This is a genomic window from Streptomyces sp. NPDC005752, assembly GCF_040630715.1.
GTDB lineage: Bacteria > Actinomycetota > Actinomycetes > Streptomycetales > Streptomycetaceae > Streptomyces.
The window spans coordinates 18,028-43,575 of record NZ_JBEXYB010000025.1 but is presented as its reverse complement, the minus strand read 5'-3'; the positions used below and the strand labels follow the sequence as shown (position 1 = coordinate 43,575).

26 protein-coding genes are annotated in these 25,548 nt (G+C 71.4%); 12 read left to right on the top strand and 14 right to left on the bottom strand.

The features are described from left to right. The first annotated feature begins 78 nt into the window (after window positions 1-78). Both ABZ441_RS21620 and thpR read left to right on the top strand, forming a co-directional pair. Window positions 79-1,413 (top strand): MFS transporter, encoded by a 1,335-nt coding sequence (locus tag ABZ441_RS21620; RefSeq protein WP_358976547.1) that lies wholly within the window; start codon window positions 79-81, stop codon window positions 1,411-1,413. Between the two features lie 114 nt (window positions 1,414-1,527). Next, the gene (thpR, locus tag ABZ441_RS21615) at window positions 1,528-2,109 is read left to right on the top strand and encodes an RNA 2',3'-cyclic phosphodiesterase (RefSeq protein ID WP_358976544.1); all 582 of its coding nucleotides are present in this window, start codon (window positions 1,528-1,530) and stop codon (window positions 2,107-2,109) included. A gap of 146 nt (window positions 2,110-2,255) precedes the next feature. On the opposite strand, the gene ABZ441_RS21610 is transcribed toward thpR, so the two are convergent. The 4 genes from ABZ441_RS21610 to ABZ441_RS21595 form a co-directional block, all read right to left on the bottom strand. Further along, window positions 2,256-3,251: an aldo/keto reductase gene (locus tag ABZ441_RS21610; RefSeq protein WP_031093262.1), complete on the bottom strand. Its 996-nt coding sequence runs from the start codon at window positions 3,249-3,251 to the stop codon at window positions 2,256-2,258. Window positions 3,252-3,296: 45 nt separating this feature from the next. After that, complete coding sequence (pip, locus tag ABZ441_RS21605; protein WP_358976540.1) at window positions 3,297-4,271, bottom strand: prolyl aminopeptidase; 975 nt, start codon at window positions 4,269-4,271, stop codon at window positions 3,297-3,299. A 67-nt stretch (window positions 4,272-4,338) separates the two neighbouring features. Beyond that, entirely contained in the window at window positions 4,339-5,169 is an 831-nt protein-coding gene (gene nadE, locus ABZ441_RS21600; RefSeq protein ID WP_358976537.1) for an ammonia-dependent NAD(+) synthetase, read from the bottom strand. A 129-nt stretch (window positions 5,170-5,298) separates the two neighbouring features. After that, window positions 5,299-5,874, bottom strand: coding sequence for a hypothetical protein (locus ABZ441_RS21595; protein WP_358976534.1), 576 nt, complete (start codon window positions 5,872-5,874; stop codon window positions 5,299-5,301). Between the two features lie 243 nt (window positions 5,875-6,117). Here ABZ441_RS21595 and ABZ441_RS21590 point away from each other — a divergent pair, with 243 nt between their 5' ends. Next, complete coding sequence (locus ABZ441_RS21590) at window positions 6,118-6,615, top strand: hypothetical protein (RefSeq protein ID WP_358976531.1); 498 nt, start codon at window positions 6,118-6,120, stop codon at window positions 6,613-6,615. Window positions 6,616-6,643: 28 nt separating this feature from the next. Here the strand turns inward: ABZ441_RS21590 and ABZ441_RS21585 are convergent, their stop codons facing one another. The 4 genes from ABZ441_RS21585 to ABZ441_RS21570 form a co-directional block, all read right to left on the bottom strand. Then, window positions 6,644-7,297 (bottom strand): response regulator transcription factor, encoded by a 654-nt coding sequence (locus ABZ441_RS21585; protein WP_358976528.1) that lies wholly within the window; start codon window positions 7,295-7,297, stop codon window positions 6,644-6,646. Window positions 7,298-7,392: 95 nt separating this feature from the next. Then, complete coding sequence (locus tag ABZ441_RS21580; RefSeq protein WP_358976760.1) at window positions 7,393-9,087, bottom strand: histidine kinase; 1,695 nt, start codon at window positions 9,085-9,087, stop codon at window positions 7,393-7,395. Between the two features lie 205 nt (window positions 9,088-9,292). Beyond that, complete coding sequence (locus tag ABZ441_RS21575; protein ID WP_358976525.1) at window positions 9,293-9,478, bottom strand: DUF397 domain-containing protein; 186 nt, start codon at window positions 9,476-9,478, stop codon at window positions 9,293-9,295. Further along, complete coding sequence (locus ABZ441_RS21570; protein WP_358976757.1) at window positions 9,475-10,248, bottom strand: helix-turn-helix transcriptional regulator; 774 nt, start codon at window positions 10,246-10,248, stop codon at window positions 9,475-9,477. The genes ABZ441_RS21575 and ABZ441_RS21570 overlap by 4 nt, the downstream gene beginning before the upstream one ends. A 118-nt stretch (window positions 10,249-10,366) precedes the next feature. Here ABZ441_RS21570 and ABZ441_RS21565 point away from each other — a divergent pair, with 118 nt between their 5' ends. Continuing rightward, window positions 10,367-10,792: a hypothetical protein gene (locus tag ABZ441_RS21565; RefSeq protein WP_358976522.1), complete on the top strand. Its 426-nt coding sequence runs from the start codon at window positions 10,367-10,369 to the stop codon at window positions 10,790-10,792. Window positions 10,793-10,951: 159 nt separating this feature from the next. Beyond that, entirely contained in the window at window positions 10,952-11,965 is a 1,014-nt protein-coding gene (locus ABZ441_RS21560) for a hypothetical protein (RefSeq protein WP_358976519.1), read from the top strand. Here ABZ441_RS21560 and ABZ441_RS21555 read toward each other — a convergent pair. Then, window positions 11,950-12,561 (bottom strand): TetR/AcrR family transcriptional regulator, encoded by a 612-nt coding sequence (locus tag ABZ441_RS21555; protein WP_358976516.1) that lies wholly within the window; start codon window positions 12,559-12,561, stop codon window positions 11,950-11,952. The two genes, ABZ441_RS21560 and ABZ441_RS21555, sit on opposite strands and share 16 nt — an antisense overlap. Window positions 12,562-12,670: 109 nt before the next feature. Here ABZ441_RS21555 and ABZ441_RS21550 point away from each other — a divergent pair, with 109 nt between their 5' ends. The 3 genes from ABZ441_RS21550 (at window position 12,671) to ABZ441_RS21540 (ending at window position 15,532) form a co-directional block, all read left to right on the top strand. Further along, complete coding sequence (locus ABZ441_RS21550) at window positions 12,671-13,699, top strand: aldo/keto reductase (RefSeq protein ID WP_358976513.1); 1,029 nt, start codon at window positions 12,671-12,673, stop codon at window positions 13,697-13,699. 69 nt (window positions 13,700-13,768) lie between these two features. After that, complete coding sequence (locus tag ABZ441_RS21545) at window positions 13,769-14,623, top strand: DUF4429 domain-containing protein (protein ID WP_358976510.1); 855 nt, start codon at window positions 13,769-13,771, stop codon at window positions 14,621-14,623. Between the two features lie 267 nt (window positions 14,624-14,890). Continuing rightward, window positions 14,891-15,532 (top strand): helix-turn-helix domain-containing protein, encoded by a 642-nt coding sequence (locus tag ABZ441_RS21540; RefSeq protein ID WP_358976508.1) that lies wholly within the window; start codon window positions 14,891-14,893, stop codon window positions 15,530-15,532. Window positions 15,533-15,565: 33 nt separating this feature from the next. Here ABZ441_RS21540 and ABZ441_RS21535 read toward each other — a convergent pair whose 3' ends face one another. Next, complete coding sequence (locus ABZ441_RS21535) at window positions 15,566-16,534, bottom strand: endonuclease/exonuclease/phosphatase family protein (protein WP_358976505.1); 969 nt, start codon at window positions 16,532-16,534, stop codon at window positions 15,566-15,568. A 167-nt stretch (window positions 16,535-16,701) separates the two neighbouring features. Between ABZ441_RS21535 and ABZ441_RS21530 the strand changes: the two genes are divergently transcribed. After that, entirely contained in the window at window positions 16,702-17,916 is a 1,215-nt protein-coding gene (locus ABZ441_RS21530) for an SUKH-4 family immunity protein (RefSeq protein ID WP_358976502.1), read from the top strand. Window positions 17,917-17,934: 18 nt separating this feature from the next. On the opposite strand, the gene ABZ441_RS21525 is transcribed toward ABZ441_RS21530, so the two are convergent. Next, a complete protein-coding gene (locus ABZ441_RS21525) occupies window positions 17,935-18,693 on the bottom strand; it encodes a GDSL-type esterase/lipase family protein (RefSeq protein ID WP_358976499.1) in 759 nt (252 codons plus the stop codon). Here ABZ441_RS21525 and ABZ441_RS21520 point away from each other — a divergent pair. Then, entirely contained in the window at window positions 18,692-19,684 is a 993-nt protein-coding gene (locus ABZ441_RS21520) for a WD40 repeat domain-containing protein (RefSeq protein WP_358976496.1), read from the top strand. The genes ABZ441_RS21525 and ABZ441_RS21520 overlap by 2 nt on opposite strands. A 140-nt stretch (window positions 19,685-19,824) precedes the next feature. On the opposite strand, the gene ABZ441_RS21515 is transcribed toward ABZ441_RS21520, so the two are convergent. After that, complete coding sequence (locus ABZ441_RS21515; RefSeq protein WP_358976493.1) at window positions 19,825-21,144, bottom strand: LAETG motif-containing sortase-dependent surface protein; 1,320 nt, start codon at window positions 21,142-21,144, stop codon at window positions 19,825-19,827. A 140-nt stretch (window positions 21,145-21,284) separates the two neighbouring features. Beyond that, the gene (locus ABZ441_RS21510) at window positions 21,285-21,686 is read right to left on the bottom strand and encodes a PPOX class F420-dependent oxidoreductase (RefSeq protein WP_205018207.1); all 402 of its coding nucleotides are present in this window, start codon (window positions 21,684-21,686) and stop codon (window positions 21,285-21,287) included. 115 nt (window positions 21,687-21,801) lie between these two features. Here ABZ441_RS21510 and ABZ441_RS21505 point away from each other — a divergent pair, with 115 nt between their 5' ends. Both ABZ441_RS21505 and ABZ441_RS21500 read left to right on the top strand, forming a co-directional pair. Then, window positions 21,802-22,362, top strand: a complete 561-nt coding sequence (locus ABZ441_RS21505) for a GNAT family N-acetyltransferase (protein WP_358976488.1) — start codon at window positions 21,802-21,804, stop codon at window positions 22,360-22,362. Window positions 22,363-22,447: 85 nt separating this feature from the next. Then, window positions 22,448-24,184 carry a SpoIIE family protein phosphatase gene (locus tag ABZ441_RS21500; RefSeq protein WP_358976485.1) on the top strand — a complete coding sequence of 579 codons (1,737 nt, stop codon included), beginning with the start codon at window positions 22,448-22,450 and terminating at the stop codon, window positions 24,182-24,184. A 140-nt stretch (window positions 24,185-24,324) separates the two neighbouring features. Here ABZ441_RS21500 and serC read toward each other — a convergent pair whose 3' ends face one another. Beyond that, window positions 24,325-25,443 (bottom strand): phosphoserine transaminase, encoded by a 1,119-nt coding sequence (serC, locus tag ABZ441_RS21495; RefSeq protein ID WP_358976482.1) that lies wholly within the window; start codon window positions 25,441-25,443, stop codon window positions 24,325-24,327. Between the last annotated feature and the right edge of the window lie 105 nt (window positions 25,444-25,548).

The window sequence follows — 25,548 nt, the reverse complement described above, 5'->3', positions numbered from 1 at the left end:
CGCAGAACGCGGCTCCGCCCCCCGCCGTCACGTCCTCGTCAGCACGTACGTCGTATACGCCCGAGGAGGCGAACCCTTTTGAGTACGGGATCCGGAGCAGACTCCGCCCCCGCACCGACTTCCACCCACGAGAGCAAGACCGGCGGGACCTTCTCGTCGCTGAAGATCCGTAACTACCGCCTGTTCGCCACGGGCGCCGTGATCTCCAACACCGGTACCTGGATGTCCCGCATCACGCAGGACTGGCTCGTCCTGAGCCTCACCGGGTCCGCCGCCGCCGTCGGCATCACCACGGCCCTCCAGTTCCTCCCGATGCTGCTCTTCGGCCTGTACGGCGGGGTCATCGCCGACCGGCTCCCGAAGCGGCGTCTGCTGCTCATCAGCCAGGCGGCACTCGGCCTGTGCGGCGTCGCTCTCGCCGTCCTGACCCTCTCCGGCGCCGTCGAGGTCTGGCATGTCTACCTGATCGCCTTCCTGCTCGGCATGGTCACCGTCGTCGACAACCCGGCGCGCCAGTCGTTCGTCTCCGAGATGGTCGGCCCCGCGCAACTGCGCAACGCGGTCAGTCTGAACTCGGCGAACTTCCAGTCGGCCCGGCTCATCGGCCCCGCCGTCGCGGGTGTCCTGATCACGACGGTCGGCAGCGGCTGGGCCTTCATGTTCAACGGGCTGTCGTTCATCGCCCCGCTCGTCTGCCTGCTCATGATGCGTACGAGCGAGCTCCACGCGTCCGTGACCGTGAAGCGGGCCAAGGGACAGCTGCGCGAGGGCCTGCGCTACGTGTCCGGCAAGCCCGAGCTGATCTGGCCGATCGTCCTGGTCGGCTTCGTCGGCACGTTCGGCTTCAACTTCCCGATCTTCCTGACGGCCTTCGCGGACGAGATCTTCGACGGCGGCGCCGGGATGTACTCGTTCTTCAACATCCTCATGGCGGCCGGCTCCCTCGCCGGAGCGCTCCTCGCGGCCCGCCGCCGCTCCTCGCGGCTGCGGATGCTGGTGGCCGCGGGCACCCTGTTCGGTGCCCTGGAGATCGTCGCGTCGCTGTCGCCGTCCGTCTGGCTCTTCTCGCTGCTGCTCGTCCCGATCGGCATGATCGGCCTGACGACCAACATCAGCGCCAACACGAGCGTCCAGATGGCCGCGGACCCGGAGATGCGGGGCCGGGTGATGAGCCTCTACATGATGGTCTTCGCCGGGGGGACGCCGGTGGGCGCTCCGATCGTCGGCTGGATCAGCGACGTCTACGGCGCCAGGACCGGCATGGCGGCCGGAGGCGCGATCTCCATGCTCGCCGCGCTCGGTGTCGGCTTCGCCCTGACCCGCGTCGGGGGCCTGCGCCTCAAGCTCGACCTGCGCCCGGGCCGCCCGCACGTGCGGTTCGTCCCGCGCGAGCAACTGGCGACGGCGGCCTGAGCCGCCCCGCGTGCGCCGCCCCCTTCTCGCCGAGGGGGGCGGCGTTCTCGTTCCGCCGGCATCGAGGCACGGCCCGGCCCTCCGGGCACGCGGGGACGCTGGGACACTCGCCGCATGAGCAGCCGCCGCAGCCAGAGACTCTTCGCCGCCGTCCTGCCGCCGGAGCCCGCCGCCGAGGAGCTGGCCGGGGCCGTCGCCCCGCTGCTCGAGCTGCCCGGCGCGGTGAACCTCCGCTGGACCGCCCGGGCGGGCTGGCACTACACGCTGGCCTTCCTCGGGAACGTCGACGAGGAGCTGCTCCCCGAGCTGTACTCCCGTCTGGAGCGGGGCGCCCACCGGACCGAGCCCTTCCCGCTCCGGATCCGCGGCGGCGGCCGTTTCGACGGGCGGGCGCTGTGGGCGGGGGCGGGCGGCGACCTCGTCACCCTGAGGCTGCTGGCGGAGCGCGCCCACGCCGCGGCGCGCAGGTCCGGGGTGCCGATGGAGGCGCATCGCCGCTACACCCCGCACCTCACCCTGGCCCGCAGCAGGGTCCCGGCCGACCTGACGCCGTACACGGCGGCGCTGGAGGGCTTCGAGGGCACGGAGTGGGAGGCCGCCGAAATGGCTCTCGTACGCAGCGACCTGCCGGTGGACGGGGTGCCGGGGGAGCAGCCGCGGTACGAGGTCGTGCGGGCCTGGCCGCTCGGCCGGTGAGCGGGGCGGTTACGCTCGTGGGGTGGACCCGAAGACCAGAAACCGCATCATGGCCGCCGTGCTCGTGCTGATGTTCGTCGTCGTGGCGGCGGCCTCCGCCCTCGGAGGCTGAACCCCGGGGCGGAGGCCGCACGCGCGCCGCGTTCCTACCAGGCGAAGTTCTCCGGCGACGGTCCCGGGCCCGGGAAGATCTCGTCCAGAGCGGTCAGCACCTCGTCCGACAGCTCCAGCTCCACCGCGCGCAGCGCCGAGTCGAGCTGCTCGCGGGTGCGCGGGCCCGAGATCGGTCCGGTGACACCGGGCCGGGTCAGCAGCCAGGCCAGGCCCGCCTCGCCGGGCTCCAGACCGTGCTTCTCCAGCAGGTCCTCGTACGCCTGGACCTGCGCCCGCACCTTCGGGTCGGCCAGCGCGTCGCCGGACCGGCCGGAGGTGGACCGGGCGCCGCCGCCGTCGCGCTCCTTGCGGATCGCGCCGCCGAGCAGCCCCCCGTGCAGCGGCGACCACGGGATGACCCCGAGGCCGTACTCCTGGGCGGCCGGGATGACCTCCATCTCGGCGCCGCGCTCCATCAGGTTGTAGATGCACTGCTCGCTGACCAGCCCGTAGCTGCCCCGCCGGGCGGCCCGCTCGTTCGCCTGGGCGATCTTGTAGCCCGAGAAGTTGGACGAGCCCGCGTAGAGGATCTTGCCCTGCTGGATCAGTACGTCGATGGCCTGCCAGATCTCGTCGATCGGGGTGTCCCGGTCGACGTGGTGGAACTGGTACAGGTCGATGTGGTCCGTCTGCAGCCGCTTGAGGCTGGCGTCGACGGCGCGGCGGATATTGAGGGCGGACAGCTTGTCGTGGTTGGGCCACGCCTCGCCGTCCGCCGCCATGTTGGCGTAGACCTTGGTGGCGAGGACGACCTTGTCACGGCGGTCGCCGCCCTGCGCGAACCAGGTGCCGAGGATCTCCTCGGTGCGGCCCTTGTTCTCGCCCCAGCCGTAGACGTTCGCGGTGTCGAAGAAGTTGACGCCCGCCTCCAGGGCGGCGTCCATGAGTGCGTGGCTGTCGCTCTCGTTGGTCTGGGGGCCGAAGTTCATCGTCCCGAGGACGAGGCGGCTGACCTTGAGTCCGGTGCGTCCGAGCTGCGTGTACTTCATGGTCCCCAGCCAACTCCTTCGAGCGTGCTCGAAGCAAGAGGGGTCTCAGGCGCGTCGCGCGAAGCGGTCGATCGCGGCCAGTACCGCCCGCCTGGTCGCCGGGCCGCCCAGGTGGCCCGCGCCGTCGATCACCGTCAGTTCGGCGTCCGGCCAGGCTTTGGCCAGTTCCCACGCGGTGACCAGCGGGCTGTCCAGGTCGAAGCGGCCGTGCACCAGGACGCCGGGGATGCCCGCGAGGCGGCCGGCGTCGCGGATCAGCTGCCCCTCCTCCAGCCAGGCACCGTGCGAGAAGTAGTGCGCGCAGAGCCGGACGAGCGCCTGCCGGTCACGGCCGGGCCGCCCGCCGTACGGAGACGGACCGGTGTGCGCCTCCATGGACACCACCACGTCCTCCCAGGCGCACCAGTCGGCGGTCGCCCTCGCCCGTACGTCGGCGTCGGGGCTCTCCATCCGCCGGGCGTACGCGGCGACGACGTCCCCGGGCCCCTCGGCCTCGGGGACACCCGCCCGGAACAGGTCCCAGGCCTCGGGGAAGAGCTGCCCGGCGCCCCGGTACAGCCAGTCGATCTCGCTGCGCCGGGTCGTCGTCACGGCCTGGATCACGATCTCCGAGACCCGCTCCGGGTGCTGTTCGGCGTACGCGAGGATCAGCGTGGAGCCCCAGGAACCCCCGTGCAGTAGCCATGTGCCGATGCGGAGGTGTGCGCGCAGCAGCTCCATGTCGGCGATCAGGTGCGCCGTCGTGTTGTGCCGCAGGTGGGCGGCGGGGTCGCTCGCGTGCGGGGTGGAGCGGCCGCAGTTGCGCTGGTCGAACTGCACGATGCGGTAGAGGTCCGGGTCGAAGTACTGGCGGCCCCGGTCGTTGCACCCCGAGCCCGGACCGCCGTGGACGACGACAGCGGGCTTCCCGTCCGGGTTGCCGCAGACCTCCCAGTACACGAGGTTGCCGTCTCCGACGTCCAGCATTCCCTGGTCGTACGGCTCGATGGGCGGGTACTTCTCGCCGGGCTTCCGGTCCACTGCGGCACTCCTCACGGTTTGCGCGGTCCACGGGTGGCCGGGTTCACACAGGCCGGACTTCAGGAGTTCAGGGGGCGATCGGCAGCCGGCGCTTGTGTTCGGTGAGGCGGTAGCGGCCGACGATCGTGTCGAAGGTCCGCTCGTCCACCGGCTTGCCCTCCAGGAAGTCGTCGATGGCGTCGTAGGTCACCCCGAGCGCGTGCTCGTCCGCCTTGCCCGGGGCGAGCGTCTCGAGGTCGGCCGTCGGCACCTTCCACACCAGCTCGGTGGGTGCGCCCAGCGCCTCCGCTACGGCGCGCACCCGGCGCTTGGTCAGACCGGTCAGCGGGACGAGGTCGGCGGCGCCGTCACCGAACTTGGTGAAGAAACCTGAGACCGCCTCGGCCGCGTGGTCCGTGCCGACGACGAGGCCGTTGTGCGCCCCGGCCACCGCGTACTGCGCGATCATGCGCTGGCGGGCCTTGACGTTGCCGAGCACGAAGTCCTGGTGGTGGGGGTCGCGGAAGGTCACGTCGCCGGTGAGCAGGGACCCCTGCGTGGCGTCGCTCGCGGGCTTGATGTCCACGGTGAGCACGTGGTCGGCCTGGATGAAGGAGAGCGCGAGCTGGGCGTCGTGCTCGTCGGCCTGGACACCGTAGGGGAGCCGCATCGCGTAGAACCGCGCCGCGTGGCCCCCTTCCCGTGCGCGCTCGACGGCGAGCTGGCACAGCCGGCCGGCGGTGGTGGAGTCCACGCCGCCGCTGATGCCGAGCACCAGGGAGCGCAGGCCCGTCGACGTCAGCCGCTCGGCGAGGAAGGCCACGCGGCGCTCGATCTCCTGCGTGGCGGCGAAGGTCTCCGAGACCTCCAGCTCCCGGGCGATCTCCTGCTGCAGGGCGATGTTCGCCGGCTCGCTCACGTGTGCTCCTGGGTCCGGTTCACGATGGTGTGTCGCGCTCAGCCTACCCAGGGCCCCCGAGACCCCTGAGGCCGGTGACACCGGGGTGGAGCCGGCCGCCGGACGCCCAGGAACCGGTGTCCGTGCCCGTCAGCCCTTGACGGCCACGTGGTACGCGGACGCCCACAGGGTGGCCGCGCAGGCCAGGCCGACCACGGCCCGCACGCCCTCGTCCGAGAGGCCGGCCGCGATGAGCGCGAGACCGAGGACCGCGGCGGCGCTCAGCAGCGCGGCCGTTCCCTTGTACTGCCACTGGTCGTAGAGGCGCGCGAGCGGAATGAAGTGCAGGCCCACGACCAGTGCGATGGCCGGAGGGATGAACGCGGGGTGGCCCGAGGCGTTGGACGCCGCGATCACCGCGAAGATCGCCGCGAGTTCGACCACGTTGACGACGCCGACCGAACGCGCCCAGTTTTCCGGCAGGTTCACCGTGCGGGGCGAGGGAGCGGCACCCTTGCGGTGGGCGAGGACGATCGCCGCGGCGGTGACCGGTACGGCGAGGATCTCGACGGCCAGGGCCGCACCCCGGGAAGCCAGTCCTGATGCCCCGGCGAAGGCCCAGACGAGCGCGAACACCGACAGGACGACGGTGCCCCGGCGGCGCAGCGTCCGCGTGAGCACGACGCATTCGGCGGCCGTGGGTGTCGAGGGCGTCGGCTGGATCATGGGGCGAGAGTACAGCGGTCATCAGGGCTGTCCGGGGGCTTTCGTCGGGGAGGCGAATGCCTCCACTTACGGAGGGGCGCCGTCCGGCCCGTACCGTGCTGACCTGAGGGTTTCGCGGCACGGGGACGAAGCCGGGTGCGGTCCGTGCGGCTTCCGGGGCGCCGTGGAAAACTGGGCGGAGCCTCATCCGGACCGGGTCCGTGAGGCAGTGAGCGATATGGCGATGCGACAGGAGGCTATGGCGTGAACGCCACCCCACAGGTGCTGGCGGTGCTGGACGAGGTCCTCGCCTCCGCCGCCCCCGGTGAGCGCGGTGCGCTCTGGCGTCTCGCCGAGCAGGGGCGGGAGTTGGACGCCAACGTGGTCCGGCTGCCGCCGGGTGAAGGGGTGGGTGTGCACCAGGAGGACGCCCTGGACGTGCTCCTCGTGGTCCTCGCGGGCGCGGGCAGCCTGCGTACGGGAGCCGGCGAGACCCTGCGCCTCGGCCCGACGACGGTCGTCTGGCTGCCGCGCACCTCGCGTCGCGCTCTGGATGCGGGGCCGGAGGGGCTGACGTATCTGACGGCGCACCGACGGCGACCGGGACTCGCGGTCAAGCCGGCGGCCGTGCGCGCTCCCGCGTTCGAGGGCGGCGAGGCGCCCTGCATGCTGGACCTGGTGTGCCCGGAGTGCGGACGGCTGTCGGCGGACCGGGCGCCGAGGTTCTGCAGCGCGTGCGGGGAGCCGTTCCCGGGACGCTGAGGGCGGAAGCGGTGCGGTCCGCCGGCCGTCAGGTCCCGAGACCGGCGTCCCGTGCCAGCAGCGCCGCCTGAACCCGGTTCTCGCACTCCAGCTTGGCGAGGATGCGGCTGACGTAGGTCTTGACCGTGGCCTCGCTCATGTGGATCCGCCGGCCGGCGTCCGCGTTGGACAGGCCCTCACCCAGCAGGGTCAGGACCTCCCGTTCGCGGGCCGTGAGCTTCTCCAGCCTGCGGCGTGCCCGCTCGGCGCGGTCCGCGGTCCCCCCGGACGCCAGGGAGTCCACGACGTGCCGGGTGGCGCCGGGCGACAGATACGCGTCCCCCGCCGCTGCCGCCCGCACCGCCCGCATGAGTTCCGCGGGTGCCGAGTCCTTCAGCAGGAAGCCCGCGCTTCCCGAGCCGAGGGCCCGCAGGACGTTGTGCCGTTCCCCGAACGTCGTCAGGATCAGCACCCGCACATCGGGGACGGACCGGCGCAGTTCGGCCAGGGCCGTCAGGCCGTCCATGACCGGCATCTGGATGTCGAGCAGCGCGACGTCCACGCGCTGCGACCGGGCGATGTCGACCGCCTCGCGGCCGTTGGCCGCCTCCGCGACGACGTCCATGTCGTCGGCCGAGGACAGGATCATCCTGATGCCCGCCCGGATCAGCGGTTCGTCATCCGTCACCAGAACCCTGATCACGACTCTCCTGCACGGTCCTGAGCGGTCATACCTGCGGGCATCCGGTCATCATCCCCGATCCGGCAGGCGGTCCGGACGCCGAGGGGGCCGGGCCCTCAGCTCTTGACCTCGAAGGTCTGCTTCTCGATCAGTTTGCCGTCCTTGAAGCAGAACCGGAACACCGGTTCGGTGTCCAAGCTGCTCCCGAGCTCCGTGGAGAGGAGGACGAGGCAGGTCGAGCCCTCGGGTTCGGCCGGCGCGTCCGCCAGCGAACCGGGGCGCATCAGCGAGTCCCCGCTCGGGAGTTGTGCGCGGACCTCCGCCTCGGACTGGCCGACCTCCACCGCGTCGTACTGCTTGGGCTCGATCATGCCCTTGTCCGCCTCACGCATGAGGAAGATCCCTCCGACGACCACCGCGGCCACCACCACCACGCCGGCCAGGGCCGCGATCCCGCAGCCGATCGCTATGCCGTTGCCCCTCTTGGTCCTGCTCATTGCTCTGGCCAACTCCTTCGGTAGACCGTTCCGGTCGATGACCGGATCACTGTCACCCGGAGGGCCTGCCGGATTCTGCGCCCGAAAGTCGTCCGTGGCAGCGACGAACGTCGTCATGGCGTCGTCGTGCGGAGGGCTCACGGAGTCGCCGCCCTGCGCGGTGTACGGCAGTACGGCCGCCAGCCGGAAGCCGCCGTCCGGCGTGGGTCGCACGTGCACCATGCCGCCCACGAGGCGGGCCCGTTCCCCGAGCCCGGTGAGTCCCTGGCGCCCGCTCGGCACGCCGTTCACGGGTTCCGCCGCCGGGCCGTTGGCGATCTCCACGACGAGGGAGTCGGGTTCGTAGCGCAGCCCGACGACGATCGACGCACCGGGGGCGTGCTTGTGCGCGTTGGTCAGGCCCTCCTGGACCACGCGGTACGCGGCCTGGCCGGTGGTCGGGGCGAGCTGACGGACGTCCCCCGACCGCCGCAGCTCAACTGCCGCCCCCGCCCTCCGGGACGCGTCCACCAGGCTGTCGACGCCGGCCACCCCGCGTGCCGGGTTGCCGGGGTCCTCGCCGTACGCGGCCGGGTCCTGGAGGCCGGCCGGGCGGGGGGCCTCGACGCCGTCCCTCAGCACACCCACCACGTCACGCAGTTCGTGCATGGCGGCCACCGACGCCTCGCGCAGCACACCGACGGCCTCCCGCTGGGCCCCCGTCAGTTCGCGGTCCACCTCCAGCGCCCCCGTGTGGACCGCGATCAGCGCGAGCTGGTGGCCCAGACTGTCGTGCATGTCCTGGGCGATGCGCTGGCGCTCCCGGATGCGGGCGTGCCCGGCGATCATCACGCGCTCACGCAGGAGTTGGGCGTTGTACTCGCCGAGGGTGTCGGTCAGTGTCCGGCGCTGCGACCAGTAGCGGCCCGCGAGTCCCGGCAGCAGGACCGGAATCAGCAGCAGAAGTCCGGCGAAGGCGGCGAGCGACAGAGAGAACTGCGGCATGTCCCACAGGAGCGACAGGCTCAGGACGAGGCCGTAGGCGAGGGTGAAGACGCCGGCCGCCCTCCCGAGTCCGTCGATCCGGCGCCCGGCCGACCAGGACGCGACGACGAGGAGCGGTGTGAAGCCGCTGAGCGCGGCACAGCCGACGGCGGTCGCGAGCAGCACCGTCGCGGGTAGCGCCCTGCGCAGTGGTGACAGCAGGGCGGCACCGATCCCGATGCCGACGGCCCCTGCCGGACCGTGGTTCTCCACGACGCCTGCGGCGGCTGCCAGGAGGGCCAGGACGAGGCTCAGCAGCGGTTCGCCGACGACGCGCCGGACGGGCCACATGCCGGGCGCGAAGAGCGCCCGCCCGGGCACGACCCGGAGCGGCCTCACCACCGTGGTCCGGGGGGCGGGCGCTGGAGAGGTCATGGTTTCCACACGAGTCACGCGGCCACGGTAGGGCCCACGGGCCGGGCCCCGCTGTGGCCATTGGTCGCGGCCGGGAACGACGAAAGTCGTTCCCCGGTGGGGCGGCCGGCGCCTGAGCGGGTCAGGGGCGCCAGTCGTGTCCGAGGAACGCGGTCCAGGCGGAGGGGGAGAGGGCGAGGGGCGGGACGGTGAGGTCCTTGGAGTCGCGGATGTGGATGGTGTGGTGGCAGATGGCGACCTCGAGGCAGTCGCCGCCCTGATTTCCGCTGTAACTGCTCTTGAACCAGCAGAGGTTGGTGACCGTCATTCCTGCGCCATCCTTTCGATCAACCCCAGGGATTCCTCCGGAGAGTATGCCTGGGCCCGAAGCAGCCCGTATTTCCCGAACAGATCGCTCACTCCGGGTTGCTCGGTGACGAAGAAGCTGCCTCCCTGTCCTTCGATATATGCGAGAGGGCGCCGATCGGCGTCCTCCAGCAGTACGAAGGGGCCGTCGAGCGCGGGGTGACTCTCCCTGTTCGGTGGCATCAGTTGGATCTTCACGTGCCGTAGCCGAGCCACGTCGACCAGGTGTCGCAACTGTTCCTTCCGTACTCCCGGACCGCCGATGGGGCGGGCAAGCGGGACCATCTCGAGTACGAAGCTGATGTCCGGGACGGGCCTCCGCGACAGCAGAGCCTGCCGTGCGAGTCGCGCGGCGACCTTGGCCTCTACCTCGTCGTCGTCGAAGGTCGGGTACTGGCCCGTGAGTACAGCTCGCGCGTAGGCCTCGGTCTGAAGCAGGCCGGGCATCACGTGGGTCTCATAGGCGTGGCGGGCCATGGCCCGCGACTCCTCTTCCGCGAAACCGGCGAACCAAGGGGGCAACGCATTCGTACGCAGTTTCGCTGCCGCCGCGAGCAGTGCACCTTGTGCACCCAGTGCGTCGTCCGAGCGCGGAACGAAATCCCCTTTCGGGGGCCTCGCTCCCCTCTCCACCATCGCCACCTGGGACTTGGAGAAACCGATCTTCGTGCCCAGCGCCTCCTGCGACAGCCCCGCCCGTTCCCGGTAGAAGCGCAGCAACGCTCCGAACATCTCCGCGTTACCACTTCCAGGTTCACCGGAGTGCACAACTCCACCCCCTAAGTACACAACAGTGCACAGTCCTCCTGTGACGCTGGTCACGTTAGGTCTTCGTCGTCACGATTGGCTCATGGATCAGAGAAGTTCACCGGACCCGGTTCCCAGTTGGGTTCCCGCGAGCGGGCATGCGCTCCGGCACGTCGGCGTCCACTTCGACGCCGTACGGGTCATCGGGTTCGCGGGTGACGAAGTGGCGTACGAGCTGATGCAGTTCACCGACTTCCGGGCCGGCCCGATCGTGCGTTCGGGGGTCGGCGACAGGAGTACGTACTTCCTGTTGCCGCCGCGGAGCGCGGCCGCGTACCGGTGGCCGGCCGGGGCGCGGCTGATAGGGCGGGACCTGCCGTGCGACGCGTTCGTCGGGATTCCGGCGCTGGAGGGCAGGACGTGGCCCCTGGACTGGCGCTCGCGGCCCACCGGGGAGGCGCCGTTCGTGGCCGTGAAGTTGCTGCACGAGGTGGCAGTGGCCGTGCTGACGGGTCGAGTTGGTGCGTAATCGGCGCATCCGGGCATATGCGGAACGGGGCCCACGGCGTGCGGTACCGTAATCGCGTCATCACGTTCCGTGCACATGCAGTGCGCGGGCGGCCCCCGGGAGTGCTACCAACACTCGACCGGAGGCCTTCACCCACGAGTGGATCAGGAGTCCACCGAGATGCATCGGCATGCTATCGCGCCCTCCCGGCGCTACACGAAGGCTTCGCACGACGTCGTACGCCATGCGCGGCTGACCAGTGACGCGAAGATCCTGCTCCTCGCCGTACAGGGGCTCCCCGACGAACAGGCCGGTCGGCCGCTCAGTGAGCATGCGCGGAAGCTCGGCATCACGGGGCGGGCGTACCAGAAGTCCAAGGAACTGCTGGTCGCGCACGGATACGTCCACGAGTGGCGCGACCAGGGTGAGCGCGGGCGCTGGGTGACGGAGCAGCTTCTGTCCAACGTGCCCCTCACGCCCGAGGAGGCGGCCGTGCTGCGCCAGGGTCGGTCCGAGACGTCTCCGAGTGTCCCGAAACCGACGGTCGGTGAACCGGCCGGTCGGGTGGCCGGTCATCAACTACCGGTAGACGAAGAACAAGAGAAGAACTATCCCCACCCACCCTCCGAAGCCGCGCCCGAAGCCGGGCCGGAGCCCGACGCGGCGCGGAGCCCGGAAGCGGCGGAGGGGGAGCGCGTCCTGCTGTCGCTGCGTCATGTGCGGCGGGAGCTGTACCTCGGGGTGAAGGAGGCGCGGGGGCTGGCGGAGCTCGCGGCGCGATGGCTGCTGCGCGGGGTGTCGGCGGGTGAACTGCGGCGCGTGCTGACCAGTGAACTGCCCGGTGACGGGGTGCGGTCGGCGGTGGGATTCCTGCGGTTCAGGCTGCTGCACAAGATGCCGCCGGAGCTTCCCGTCACGGCTTCCCCGCAATCTGCCGCGGCGCCACCCCGCGTCCCGGAGCTGATGACCTGCACGGCGGTCGGCCCGGACGAGGAGGCGCACGTCTTCCGGCCGCTCGCCGACGAGACCGAGTGCGGTCCGTGCCGCCGTCGGGCCGCGTGGGAGCACTGGGAGAGGCGGAGGGGCCAGGTCGAGGCCGAGGCCGAGCCTGATCCCCTGCCGTGGCGGGAGCGTTTCGCGCGGCTCGGTGTGCCCGACGCCGGTGGTGGGGCGGCGGATCACCCCGCCTGGTAGCGCAGCCCGTCGACGAGCAGGGCGATCATCCGCCGCGTGTGGCCGCTGTCGTCCTCGCCCGCGGGTACGGCCAGATTGCGCGTGGCGATCAGCAGGTCCTCGGGGTCGGTGTCGGAGCGGATCTCGCCGGCCTCCACGGCCGCGTCGATGAGCGTGGTGAGCGCGGGCATGAAGCGCTGCTCGAAGTAGGCGGGCAGGCTGTCGTAGGCCGAGTCCCCCGAGTGCAGGGCGGCGCTGAGCCCGCGCTTCGTGGCGAAGAAGAGCGCCAGGCGCTGCAGCCACCCGGTGAGCGCCTCCGCCGGTCCGCACTCCGCCGCGAGGGCGGGTGCGGCGTCGGCGCAGGCGTCCACCTCGTGCCGGAAGACGGCGGCGATGAGGTCGGAGCGTTGCGGGAAGTGCCGGTAGAGGGTGCCCGCCCCCACGCCCGCCTTGGCGGTGATCTGGCGTACGGGCGCGTCGACCCCCGAGGTGAGGAACACCTCCGCCGCCGCTGTGAGCAGGGCGTCGGTGTTGCGCCGCACGTCGGCACGCACCCGCTTCGGGGGCTGCTCCGCGGTGGGGCTCGTGGCGGCTCGTGGCGTCGTGTCCTCGCGCACGGCACTCCTCTTGCTAAACGGAACACTGTTCCGTATTGTCGTTGCTGAACGTTGTTCCGTTTTCAGTCTAACGTCCGTACCCGGGCGTCGATGAGGGGCGAGGAGCTTCATGAAGTACCGCACGCTGGGCCGGACCGGCATCAAGGTCAGCCCGTACTGCCTGGGCGCGATGATGTTCGGCGCCATGGGGAACCCCGACCACGACGAGTCCGTCAGGATCATCCACAAGGCGCTCGACGCGGGCATCAACTTCGTCGACACGGCCGACGTCTACTCGGGCGGGGAGTCCGAGGAGATCGTCGGGAAGGCGCTCAAGGGCCGACGGGACGACGTCGTGCTGGCCACCAAGGCTCATCTCCCGATGGGCGACGACCCCAACCGGCGGGGCAGTTCGCGGCGCTGGCTGGTCCGCGCACTGGAGGACTCGCTGCGCCGCCTGGGCACCGACCACGTCGACCTGTTCCAGGTCCACCGGCCCGACCCGGACACCGACGTCGAGGAGACGCTCTCCGCGCTCACCGACCTCGTGCGCGCGGGCAAGGTGCGGAGCATCGGCGGTTCCACCTTCCCCGCCTCGGACATCGTCGAGGCGCAGTGGGTCTCCGAGCGGCGGGGGCTGGAGCGGTTCCGCACCGAGCAGCCGCCGTACTCGATCCTCAACCGGGGAATCGAGCGCGAGGTGCTGCCCGCGTGCGAGCGCTACGGCATGGGCGCCCTGGTCTGGAGCCCTCTCGCGGGCGGCATGCTCACCGGCCGCTACCGCAAGGACCGGACGGCCGACACCCACCGGGCGGCGTACGGCTTCAAGCACCTGAGCGACGGGCGCCGGCTCGACGCGGTCGAGCAGTTGATCCCCGTCGCGCAGGACGCCGGGATGTCACTGACGCACATGGCGACGGCCTTCGCGATCGCCCACCCGGGCGTCACCTCCGCGATCATCGGGCCGCGCACCATGGGCCACCTCGACGACCTCATCGCGGGCGCGGGGACCGAACTGGGTGACGAGACCCTCGACCGGATCGACGCCGTCGTGCCGCCCGGCACCGACATCGGGACGCTCGACATGGCCTACAACCCCCCGGCCGTCGAACAGGCCCGTCTGCGCCGCCGTCTGCCCGAGGAGCGTTCGGCCGCCTGACCTCGGGGGACACGTCGCGACCCGTTCGGGCACCCCCGCACTGCGGGTACGCCTGGCAGAATCCGCCCCATGGCGGACATCATCTCGCGCGACGGAACGTGGAGCTTCGACGGGGACACGGTGCGCATCGTCCCCGGCAGCAAGGTGCACCCGGTGCGTCAGGACCTCGGCGAACTCGCCGTGCCGCTGGCGGCGGTGGCGGGGGCCGCGTTCGAGCCGGACCGCAAGGGCGGCCGCCTGCGACTGCGTCTGCGTGCAGGTGCCTGCCCCGTCCTGCGGGCCGCGGACGGCCGGCTGAAGGACGGCGCGGACCCGTATCAGCTCACGGTGGAGAAGGACCGCACGGGCGTGGCGGAGTACCTCGTCGACGAGATACGCAACGCCCTGCTGATCGAGCAGGTGCCCGACGGGCCGGTGGACCGCTTCCTGTTGCCGGGGCCGTCCGTACCGGTGTCGGGTGGCGGCGGGGACGGCACGGCGTCCTTCGACGGGGAGACGGTCCGGCTCACCTGGAACTGGAAGGCGGACGAGTCGAAGACCGGGAGCGGCGCGGTCACCCTTGCGCTGGCCGAGGTCACCGGGGTGCGCTGGATGCCCGCGATCGGTCTGGAGAACGGCTCCCTGCGCTTCGACCGGGGAGGCACGGCCTCGGCCGCGCCCCCCAAGTTCGACCCGTACTCCCTCGATCTGTGGGGGCTGTCGAAGCGGGAGTACACCGCGGTCCTGGTCGCCGCCGCCGTACTCGTACGCATGCCGGCGTCCGCCGCCCCGCTCGAAGCCGCCCCGCCCGAAGCCGCCCCGCCCGGCGACGACCACGACGCCCTGCTCCGCCGGCTCCGCGAACTCGGCGACCTGTACGAGGCCGGCATCCTCACCGACGAGGAGTTCGCCACGGCGAAACGAGCCGTACTGAAGCGCCTCTGAGGACGGGCGCCGGTTCTTCGCCGGACCCTCGCCGGGTCCGGCCCATCGCCATGACCGGCCGTTGACCAGGCGGGCCGGTACAACTGTGCGAGGTGTCACCGGTCCTGGCGCACTGTGCGGCCGACGGCGCGGCGCGAGGCGTGTGCGGCTGGACGTACCAGGACAATGGCGCACGCGCCATCCAGAGGCGCCCGAGCCCTTCCGGCCCTCGTGACCCGCTCAGACACGGGCGCGCGCACCGGACATGGGGCATACCAAGGAGGACCCGTGGTGGATGTCCCGGTGGACCGGTCGGCCGGCGCAGTCGACGGTGTGCGTGCGCTGGCCCGTGGGAAGCTCCTCGAAGCCGGCCTCGAGCTCTTCGGGGTGTACGGCTACGCGCAGACGTCCCAGGAGGCCCTGTGCGAGACGGCCGGGGTGCCGGACGACGTCCTCCGGGAGGAGTTCGGCTCCCGGGAGGGCCTGTTGATGGCCCTGCACAACCAGATCACGACCAGCGGACTGCGGGCGTCCGAAGTGGCCCTGCTCTCCCAGGGGATGGACGACTGTCCGCTGGAGCAGCGCTTCCGGCGGCTCTTCGACGCCTACGTGTCGGCGGTGACCCGGGACCTGCGCGAGGCGCGGGTGACGTTCGTCGAGGTGCTCGGGGTGAGCCCGGCGGTGGACGCGCACTGCAAGCGGTGGCGTGACCTGTGGACCGACTTCCTGACAGGCGAGGCCGAACGCGCCGCGGTGCGCGGCGAGGTGGAGGAGCGGGACCACCGGGTCGTGGTGATGGTGATGGTGGGCACGGTCCACGAACTCATGGCCCACCACGCCCGCCGCCCGCGCCGGGCCAGGCCGGACGAGGTGTCGGAGGAGCTGACCAAGCTGGGACTCGCGATGCTCGGGGTCGAACTGGTGGGCTGAGCAAGGGCGTCCGCGTACCCGTGGTCCGGCCGCTCACTCCGCTTCCAGCACGACGTCCGCCGCCACGGGCAGGTGGTCGCTGCCGGTGGCGGGCAGCGACCGGATTTCGGTGACCGTCGCCGACCGGGTCAGGACCTGGTCGATGCGGGCCACCGGGAGCTTCGCCGGCCAGCTGAACGCGAAGCCCGGTCCCGGCGCGGTCATCCGCGAAGTGACCGGCTCCAGACCGCGGTCGTCCAGCGTGCCGTTGAGGTCCCCGAGGAGGATCACCCGGTCCTGGGGCTCCCCGGCGATCGCCTCGCCGAGGAGGGCGGCACTCTCGTCCCGCCGCCCGGACGTGAGCCCGGTCGTCGGTCCGATCCGTACCGACGGCAGGTGCGCGACGTACACGGCCACCTCACCCCCGGGGGTACGGGCCGTCGCGCGCAGGCCCCGGTCCCAGCCGTCCCCGACTCCCTCCGGCCTGATGTCCACCAGGCGTGCGGAGCTGAGGGGGTACTTCGACCAGAGCCCGACCGTGCCCCTCGTCGCGTGGTGGGGGTAGTCCGCGGCCAGTGCTTCCTCGAAGGCGGGCAGCGCCGGTGCCGTCAGCTCCTCCAGGGCGATGAGGCCCGCGTCCGTCCCGGCCAGTGCCCGTGCGGTGGCGGCCGGGTCGGCGTTCACGTCACTGACGTTGTGCTGGACCACCGTGAACGCGCCCTCCGGGGCCCGGCTCCCGGCGGAGAACAGGCCCCCGAAGAGGGCGGCCCAGGCGACGGCGGGCAGCAGCAGGGCGGTCACCGCCAGGAACGAGCGGCGCAGGAGTGCCGGGACCAGCAGGACGGGGACGGCGAGGCCGAGCCAGGGGAGGAAGGTGTCCAGCAGGCTGCCCAGGTGGCCGGGGGAGTCGGGGACCAGACGGGGGAAGACGAGCAGGACGGCCGGCAGGAGGCAGAGGAGGGCGACCGTACGTCCCCGCCTCCAGCTCCAGCCGGGTGCCCGCCCGCCCTGCTTCTCCGCCATTCGTCGATGCTCCCGTCCGGGCGCCTCCCCGCGAGGCCCCGCACCTGGGAAGAACGCGGGGCCGCCCGATCCGGTTCCGGGTGCCGGGGACGCGGTCGGTGTCAGTGGTCGTCCCTAGTGTGGGTGGCGTCGGCAAGGCCACGGTGGACTGAGCACTTCGGGGTGTCATGACGGGGACCGGTATCGCGGTGCTGGAGGAGTCCATTCATCCGGGCATCACGCACAGGGGGACGCGACGGTCTCTCGTTCGAGGGGTGCTGCCGGGCGGGCAGGAGATCATGCGGTTTCCTCAGCTGTCCGAGTCACGCATGGTCACGGCGGTTGCCCTGGTCGAGGAGGGGGACGATCCGGGTGTCCTCGATCCGCGCATAGCGGGCACCGTGGTCGTCGGCCATCTCGTGATCGACGGGTACGAGGCACAGGCGGTCGTCGTCGACGGGGAGACGGGCCGGGTCTTCAGCCTGAGCATGTCCGCCCCGCAGTATGCCGAGCTGCATCCGCTCGCCCCCTCGCTCGACGCGCTCGGGCGCTTCCTCACGGCCGTCGGGGAACTCGGCACGCTGAGTGGCCGGTTCGCGCACCTGCAGGGCCGCGTCGGTGCCCCCGTCGTAGAGGAGGCCTCGGTGCTCCTGCGCTCCGTCTTCACCGACGAGAACTGGGGCGTGGAAGGCTGGGGAGACGTGGAGTGGGAGGGCGAGGTGCCGTCCTTCTGGCGCATGGCCGCGCTGATCCGGCCCATGGCCCTGATCGCGGCTCCGGGCAGGGGCCTCCTCCTCGATCTGCCGGCCGACTTCGTCGAGGAGGAGTTCGGGCCGGATGAGGTCGTCCGGCTCGACCCCGCGGACCTGCCCGCGGCTCTGGAACACGAGCCCACCCGGCGATTCCTGTCGGAGGTCGGGTTGCCCAAGGACGGGCTGATGTTCTGGCTGGACGCGCGCGAGGACATCCTGAGGCCGATGACCGTCGTCAGTGCGGAGCGGCAGGCGGATCCAGCTCTGCGAGACCTCGGCATCACCGGAAAGCTGCCGGAGGACGCGGACCGGTTCCTGGTCATCGGCGGCCTGATGCACGATTTCGACACCGTCGTCGACGGCCGTACGGGCCTGGTCCACTACGCGCTCATCGACGACGACACGCCTACCCCGGTCAACGGTGACGTGTCGACGCTGGCCTTCACGGTCTGGATGCACAGCCGGCAGCAGAAGCTGGAGGAGGAGTACGAACTGGCGGGCAGTATGGGGGAGTTCTACCACCAGGTCGCCGAGACCATGATTGCCGTGCTCGCCGCGGCCGACCCCGTCGCCTGCCTGCCCGCGACCGGCCCCGACGACTACCGCTACTGGCCGGAGGTCTTCCACGACGAGGCGGGCGGCGTGCTGTGACGGCGGGGCCCACGGGGGTCAGGCGGCCGCCAGCGCTCCGGCGTACGGGCCGCCCACGCCCCAGGCCTGGTGCATCGCGTCGGCGAAGGCCCCGGCCAGCCGGTGTTCGCCGGTGGGGCCGGGGTGGGTGCCGTCGTAGGTGTCCGTGTGGATGTCGTAGCCCGTGGGGTGGGAGGCCAGCAGGACCGGGGACACGGGGGCGTCCAGGTCGGCGACGGCCTTCGCGAGCAGCGTGTTGAAGCGGTCGCACTCGGCGGCGAAGGGGGCGTCGGACTCCGCCCGGATGTTCGGTATGACGGGAAGCAGCACCAGCTTGATCCGGGGGTTCGCGGTGCGGGCGGCGGCGATGAACGCCCGGGCGTTCATCGCCGTCTGCGTGCTGTCCGTGTAGAAGCCGAGGTCTATCAGTCCGAGCGAGACGAGCAGGACGTCGGCGCGGGTCGCCGTGACCGTGTCCGCGATGACGGGGGCCATGTGGAGCCAGCCCTCACCCCAGCCGGCCAGATGCCGGCGCGCGGGCGCGGGGAAGGCCGCGTCACCGTACGCGTGGGAGAGCGGGGCGTTCGCCTCGGTGTCGTACAGCTCGGTGCGTGGGCCCGTGATCGCGTACCCGCCGTCGCCGAGGGTCGCTTCGAGGTGCTGCCACATGCGGTAGCGCCAGGTGAAGTCGCCGGCCTTGCCCACGGTCATGCTGTCGCCGACGAAGAGAAAACGCATGGCGACATCATGGCGGATCACGCCTCCGGCCTGCGATGTGACAGTGGACACTTGTGCCATGAGATCGCTGCTGACCGTCTCCGCCGCCGCCGTCCTCCTGCTCCTGACGGGGACGGCCCCCGCCGTCGCGGACGACGGGGGCGGAGCGGACCGGACCTTCACGATCGAGGACTCCCGGATCACCGAGTCCAGCGGTCTCGCCGCCAGCCGGATCCACCCGGGGGTCTACTGGACGCACAACGACAGCGATGACGGGCCGTACGTCTATGCCGTGGACTCCAGGACCGGGAAGACCGTGGCGACGATCACGATGAAGGGGGTCGGGGAACCCCGTGACGTGGAGGCGATCTCGCTCGGGCCCGACGGGAACCTGTACGTCGGTGACATCGGCGACAACCTCGACGGCACCTGGGACCACGTCTGGATCTACCGCTTCCCCGAGCCCAGGAAGCTGGCGGACGCCACCGTGGGGGCGACGCAGTTCGACGTGACGTACGCGGACGGGGCGCGCAACGCCGAGGCGATGATGGTCCACCCCAGGACGGGGCGGGTGTACATCGCCTCGAAGAACGAGGACGGCGGCGGGCTCTACGAGGGCCCTCGGAAGCTGACGGCCGGCGGGAACAACGTCTTCCGGCGGGTGGGCGAGGTGCCGTGGGTGACGGACGGGGCGTTCTCGCCGGACGGCGGGAGCCTGGTGCTGCGTTCGTACTTCAGCGCCCGTGGCTACGCCTTCGAGAACGGCCGGCTCGGTGCCGACCACGCTGTGAGCGTGCCGTTCCAGGGGCAGTCCGAGTCGGTGACGTACACGGCTGACGGCTCGGCCATGATGTTCGGCTCCGAGGGGAAGCGCAGCGAAGTGGTGCGCGTGGAGGTGCCGGGCGGCGGGGACGGCGGCAAGGACGCCTCTCCGAACGGAGGAGGAGGGGGCACGTCGTCCGGGGACGACGGGGAGGACGGCGTCGGGACGAAGGGCACCGCGACGGGGGGCGCCGTCGCCGTCGTCGTCGTCGTGCTGGCCCTGATCGCGGCCAGGCGCCGCCGCGGTTAGCCAGGGGTGCCGCGTGACCGCGGGCCGCTGAACGTCGCCGTACGGGCGGGCGGCCCCGCAGGGCGCCGAACGTGTCGTCCGGGTGGGTCACCCCGGGGACCGTCGCCCGTCGCGGGGACGGTCCCGGGGGGTCCGGGTCGCTACTCGCCGGCCGAGGCGGCAGCCGCCCGCCTCCGGACGGCATAGAAGATTCCGCCGCCCGCGAGGAGTGCCGCCGCCGACGCCCCCACCATCGGGAGCGTGGAGTCGGAGCCGGTCGCCGCCAGGCCGCCGCCCACCGTCTGCGCGTCGGAGCCACCGGACGTGGAGCCACCGGACGAGGAACCGCCGGTCGAGGAACCGCCGGAGGTGGAGGCCGAGCCGCCGGAGGACGTCTCCGCACCGCCGGTCGAGGAGCCGCCGGACGTGGTCGTCCCGCCCGTGGACGAGCCCTCGGTCGACGAACCGCCCGTCGAGGAGCCGCCCGTCGTGCCGGTACCGGCGTTGATCACGATCTCGGCGGTGTCGTTGTCCGCGTTCGTGTCGAAGGACCGGTCCTTCGCGTCGTCGAAGGAGATCTTCCCGGTGGCTCCCTCGACCACCTTGTCGATCTTCAGGACGAAGGGGTAGGTCTCACCTCCCGCCGGGTGCACCCACGACTGCGAGGTCCCGCAGCTGTAGTGGGTCTTGGTGACCGGGCTGCAGAAGCCGTGCGCCTTCACGACCGAGGTACCCGGCGGAATCCGCACGTCCACGGCCACGGCACCGTGACCGGGCTCGCGGTATACCCAGGCCGGGCCTTCGTTGGCGAACTTCACCGAAGCGGTGACCTTGTCGCCCACCTTGCCCTCGAGCCGGGCGCCGGTCAGTGAGAAGTCGGCCTTGTTGTCGGCCGTGACGTCGGTGTAGGTGTAGCCCTCGGCGTGGCGTGCCAGGTCGTCCTCGGTCGCCGGCGCCTTCTCCACCAGCTTCAGCGGAGCGCCCGTACCCGGCACGGGATCGGGAACGGTTCCGTCGAAGCCTGACGGCTCCGTGGCCCCGACGGCCATGAAAACGTTGTCGTACAGCGCGTTGTCCTGCGCCTCGAGCCCGATCGGCTGCTCCGGCTCGTAGACGACGCCGGGCTCGAGCCGCTGGTCGATGGCGCACACCGCGACATCACGCTCGGGCTCCTCGTCGTGCGAGGGATACGTCGTGTACGAGCAGTTCCCGTAGGAGTCGCCCGCCGCGAGACCCGAGGTGACGGAATACGTCACCCACACCTTCCCTATCGCCTCGGTGCCCTTGTTCAGCACCGAGAGCGGCACGTCGACACCGCTGCCGGGCTGCACACCCGTGATCGGCTTCTGCGTCCCGATTCCGAGGTCCGGCTCCGCTGCGAAAGCGACGGACGGCATGGACGCGAGCCCGGTCAGCGCGGCGGCGGCGAGCACACCGACCGCGGTGCGTGAGAGACGGCGGCCGGGAAGTGAGTGAGTCATAGAGCTTCCTCGTCATGGCGGGCGGTGGGGGGAAGTGCCGTCTCCGGCTCAACAGTTACACCCACTACAGACGCCGCCCGCCGTCAAATGGTTGTGCGACTCACGCAATTCGGCCGGGGCCGCACCACCGCCCCCTCCGCTCAGACGTCGTCGGTGAACGGCCGCAGTTCGTAGTGGAGCGTGCGGTCACGCTTCAGCCGGTGGGCGAGCGGGACGGCCACTCCCTGGAGCGCCGGGTACTTCCGGGAGAGCGTCCGGGCGGCGTGGGTGTTCTCCTTCGAGTCCTGCTGAAGGAGCCGCGCCCAGGCCTTCACGGGCGGGCCGGTCGGCGCGCCCCGCACGGTGCACGGGGCGATCTCCACCACTGGGTGGTTGCGCATGCGGTCGACCTTCCAGGCCGAGGAGAACGTACGGATAAAGGCGTGGTCGCCCTCGACGGCGATGCTGACAGGCGTATGGGCAGCTGATCCGTCCGGCCTGCGGCTGCTGAGCAGAACGGTGTACTGCTTCACGAAAGGCTCTAGCTCACGGATCGTCTCCATGTATTCCATGGTATTAAATGCTTGCAAACCGGGCTTTTCGTGCGCACCTGTCGCCGCTCTCGGTACGCGGATTTTGGCGGCTCGCCCCGCCGATCCCCGGCGTAGGCTCCGCCCCATGCAGGTCAACGGTGCTCCCGAACCCTTCTCCACCCCTCGCCTCGACGCGCTGCCGCTCGACGTCGCGCATGCGCAGGAGATGGCCGTGGTCCTCTTCGACCCCGCCCTGCACGCCCACACGGGAGGCGCCCCGGAGAGCGCCGCAGCCCTGCGCACCCGCTACGAGCGCCGGAGTGCCGGCTCGCCCGATCCCGCCGAACTCTGGTGGAACTGGGTGCTCCGGTTGCGCGCCGACGGATGCCTGGCCGGCTACGTGCAGGCCACCGTGCGGGGGCCCCGGGCGGAGGTGGCCTGGGTCGTCGGGACGGCGTGGCAGGGCAGGGGCTACGCGAAGGAGGCGGCGACGGGCCTGGTCCGGCACCTGCGGGAGCGGAGCGCCGTCCGTACCGTCGTCGCCCACATCCACCCGGGCCACGCGGCCTCCTCCGCCGTGGCCTCCGCCGCGGGGCTGCGACCCACGGCGGAGTGGGAGGACGGTGAGGTGCGGTGGCTGCGGGACGTGTCCCGTGAGGCCGCGCCGGGGCGGGTGACGGACGTCCGGGACCTTCCCCGATCATGACATCGGGCGAATTGTCTTATACCTTCGTAGTGCGCGGTTGTGCGGACACCGCGCGTCAAGCCAGGCGATCGACGGAGGCCCTGGGGTGGGCGAACTGAAGAGGCTGGAGGCCATGCGGCTCGCCGGGCTGTCAGCGGCGGCCGATCGCGGTATGGACCGGTTCGCCAGGCTGGTCACCCGTCTCCTCCATGTCCCGGTCTCGCTGGTCTCGCTGCTGGAGGCCGACCGGCAGGTCTTCCCCGGGATGGTCGGACTCGCCGAGCCCTGGGCAGCACGGCGCGAGACCCCTCTGAGCCACTCCTTCTGCCAGCACGTCGTCGTCGACGGCAGACCGCTGGTCCTCAGCGACACGCGGACGGATCCGCGCACCTGCGCCAGTCTCGCCATTCCCGACCTCAGGGTCATCGCGTACGCGGGAATGCCGCTGACCGATGCCGACGGACAGGTCCTGGGCTCGCTCTGCGCCATCGACCACGTGCCGCGGGAGTGGACCGCGGACGAACTGCAGGACCTCGAGGACCTCGCCACCGCCTGCTCGGTGGAGCTGAGGCTGAGGATCGCCACCCAGCTGATGCGGCAGGACCGCGACCACGCGGGCCTGCTGCTGCGCGCCTCCGTCGAACTCGCGCACTCCCGCGACCTGGCGGATCTCATCCGCCGTCTGCGCAGCCTGTTCCAGGGACCCGCCGAGCCGACCTTCGTGGGCCTGCTCCTCGCGGACGGCCAGGGGCTGTGGCGTGTGCTCGACCCCGACAACGTGCGGCCGGTGGAGGCCGCCATCGACCGCCTGGACCTGGAGGCGCGTTTCCCCAGCGCTCAGGCCATGCGCGAACAGCGCACCGTCTTCGTGCCGGACCACGAGGCACTCGTGGCCGGCTACAGCACCGAGGCGGTCGCAGGATACGACTCGCTGGGACTCCGGTCCGCGCTGTGCGTCCCGCTGCTCGGCGGCCGCGGGGTGCTGACGTGGTGCTGGTCCCGCCCGCACGTCCTGGCGCTGACGGAGAAGGCGGTCCTCACCGCGGCGGCCGGATTCGTGGGCCAGGCGGTGGAGCGCACCAGGTTCGTGGCGAACCGGCTCAGCACCGCCGAACAGCTCCAGGCCGCCATGCTGACGGACCTGCCGACCGTGCCGGGCCTCGAGATGGCCGCCCTGTACCTGCCGGCCACCGATCAGGACATGGTGGGCGGCGACTGGTACGACGCCTACCAGCTGCCACCGCACCCGCCCTCCACACAGCCCGCCCTGATGCTGTCCGTCGGCGACATCATCGGACACGACATCCAGGCCGCCGCCGTGATGGGCCAGGTGCGCAGCATGCTGCGCCAGGCCAGCCTCGACCACGCCACCCACTCGCCCGCCGCCGCGCTGGACGCGGTCGACAGGTCCTTCGACGTACTGCCCCTGGGTCCCGGCGCCACCGCGGTGCACGCCCGTCTCGACCCGGACGGCGGCAGATGGTGTCTGACCTGGTCCAACGCCGGACACCCGCCGCCGCTGCTGCGCACACCCGACGGCCGTGTCTCGGCCCTCGGCGAGCACGACCTCCTCCTCCTCGGTGCGTCGAGCGGCCTCGCCCGCCACGACCACACCCACGATCTCCCCCGGGACAGCGTGCTGCTGCTGTACACCGACGGACTGGTCGAGCGGCGTGACGACGACATCGACGAGGGCATCCGCGAGAAGGCGTCCGTCCTGGCCGCACACGGTGACAAATCCCTTTCGCTGCTCCTGGACGCGCTGTCCCACGGACTGAGGGACTCCCCGCAACGCGACGACGTGGCGGTACTCGCCGTCCGTGTCACGCAGGGCGAGAGGTGACGCGCGGCGGTCCGCCTCCACCAGTTCGGGGACGCCGAGACGGCCAGGACGACTTCGGGCCGTCCGGGGGTGGGGCCACGGTGAGAAGCAGAAACGGCCCTGCTCACCGGGGTGAGCAAGGCCGTTCCGGACGGAGGTCGTCAGAGCTTGTCGATCACGTAGTCGATGCAGGCCGTGAGCGCCTGGACGTCCGCCGGGTCGATCGCCGGGAACATCGCGACGCGCAGCTGGTTGCGGCCCAGCTTGCGGTACGGCTCCGTGTCGACGATGCCGTTGGCGCGGAGCACCTTGGCGACGGCCGCGGCGTCGATGCCGTCCTCGAAGTCGATCGTGCCGATGACCTGCGAGCGCTTCGCCGGGTCGGTGACGAACGGGGTGGCGTACTTGGACTCCTCGGCCCAGCCGTACAGGGCTTGCGAGGACGCGGCCGTGCGGCCGGTCGTGAAGTCCAGGCCACCCTGCGAGTTCATCCACTTCAGCTGCTCGTTCAGCAGGAAGAGGGTGGCCAGCGCCGGGGTGTTGTACGTCTGGTTCTTCAGGGAGTTGTCGATCGCCGTGGGCAGCGAGAAGAACTCCGGGACGTGCCGGCCCGAGGCGTGGACGCGTGCGGCGCGGTCCAGGGCCGCCGGGGAGAACACGCCGATCCAGAGACCGCCGTCGGAGGCGAAGGACTTCTGCGGGGCGAAGTAGTAGACGTCCGTCTCGGTGATGTCGACCGGCAGGCCGCCCGCACCGGAGGTGGCGTCCACCAGGACGAGGGAGCCCTCGTCGGCGCCCGCGACCCGCTTGACGGGGGCCGCGACACCCGTCGAGGTCTCGTTGTGCGTGAAGGCGTAGACGTCGACGCCCGCCTCGGCCTTCGGGTCCGGGTGGGTGCCCGGGTCGGAGGCGATGACGGTCGGGTCGGCCAGCCACGGGGCGAGCTTGGCGGCCTTCGCGAACTTGGACGAGAACTCGCCGAAGTTCAGGTGCTGGGACTTGTTCTCGATCAGGCCGTGCGTCGCGACGTCCCAGAAGGCGGTGGAGCCGCCGTTGCCCAGGATCACCTCGTATCCCTCGGGGAGGGAGAAGAGGCCGCGTACGCCGTCACGTACCTCGCCGACCAGGTTCTTCACCGGGGCCTGGCGGTGGGACGTACCGAGGAGAGAGGTGCCGGTCGCGGCCAGCGCGTCGACCGCCTCCGTCCGCACCTTGGAGGGCCCGGCGCCGAAACGTCCGTCGGCGGGCTTGAGGTCAGCGGGAATCTGGATGTCAGCCACGGTCCGGAGCGTAGTCCCTCCAGGAAGCGGTCGAGGACCTTGTCCGTCGGATGAGACACACGCTCCGGAACGCGGGCGACCTGTGCGGCCGGAGGAAGAGGTGCG

Bases quoted from the DNA above. Each gene is read 5' to 3' on its own strand.
- thpR (WP_358976544.1), top strand. From the start codon at position 1,528: ATGAGCAGCCGCCGCAGCCAGAGACTCTTCGCCGCCGTCCTGCCGCCG.
- ABZ441_RS21570 (WP_358976757.1), bottom strand. From the start codon at position 10,248: ATGTTCGGAGCGTTGCTGCGCTTCTACCGGGAACGGGCGGGGCTGTCG.
- ABZ441_RS21520 (WP_358976496.1), top strand. From the start codon at position 18,692: ATGAGATCGCTGCTGACCGTCTCCGCCGCCGCCGTCCTCCTGCTCCTG.
- ABZ441_RS21565 (WP_358976522.1), top strand. From the start codon at position 10,367: ATGGATCAGAGAAGTTCACCGGACCCGGTTCCCAGTTGGGTTCCCGCG.
- ABZ441_RS21545 (WP_358976510.1), top strand. From the start codon at position 13,769: ATGGCGGACATCATCTCGCGCGACGGAACGTGGAGCTTCGACGGGGAC.
- ABZ441_RS21515 (WP_358976493.1), bottom strand. From the start codon at position 21,144: ATGACTCACTCACTTCCCGGCCGCCGTCTCTCACGCACCGCGGTCGGT.
- ABZ441_RS21510 (WP_205018207.1), bottom strand. From the start codon at position 21,686: ATGGAGACGATCCGTGAGCTAGAGCCTTTCGTGAAGCAGTACACCGTT.
- ABZ441_RS21550 (WP_358976513.1), top strand. From the start codon at position 12,671: ATGAAGTACCGCACGCTGGGCCGGACCGGCATCAAGGTCAGCCCGTAC.
- ABZ441_RS21595 (WP_358976534.1), bottom strand. From the start codon at position 5,874: ATGATCCAGCCGACGCCCTCGACACCCACGGCCGCCGAATGCGTCGTG.
- ABZ441_RS21575 (WP_358976525.1), bottom strand. From the start codon at position 9,478: ATGACGGTCACCAACCTCTGCTGGTTCAAGAGCAGTTACAGCGGAAAT.
- ABZ441_RS21560 (WP_358976519.1), top strand. From the start codon at position 10,952: ATGCATCGGCATGCTATCGCGCCCTCCCGGCGCTACACGAAGGCTTCG.
- ABZ441_RS21580 (WP_358976760.1), bottom strand. From the start codon at position 9,087: ATGTGGCCCGTCCGGCGCGTCGTCGGCGAACCGCTGCTGAGCCTCGTC.
- ABZ441_RS21525 (WP_358976499.1), bottom strand. From the start codon at position 18,693: ATGGCACAAGTGTCCACTGTCACATCGCAGGCCGGAGGCGTGATCCGC.
- ABZ441_RS21610 (WP_031093262.1), bottom strand. From the start codon at position 3,251: ATGAAGTACACGCAGCTCGGACGCACCGGACTCAAGGTCAGCCGCCTC.
- ABZ441_RS21530 (WP_358976502.1), top strand. From the start codon at position 16,702: ATGACGGGGACCGGTATCGCGGTGCTGGAGGAGTCCATTCATCCGGGC.
- ABZ441_RS21535 (WP_358976505.1), bottom strand. From the start codon at position 16,534: ATGGCGGAGAAGCAGGGCGGGCGGGCACCCGGCTGGAGCTGGAGGCGG.
- ABZ441_RS21505 (WP_358976488.1), top strand. From the start codon at position 21,802: ATGCAGGTCAACGGTGCTCCCGAACCCTTCTCCACCCCTCGCCTCGAC.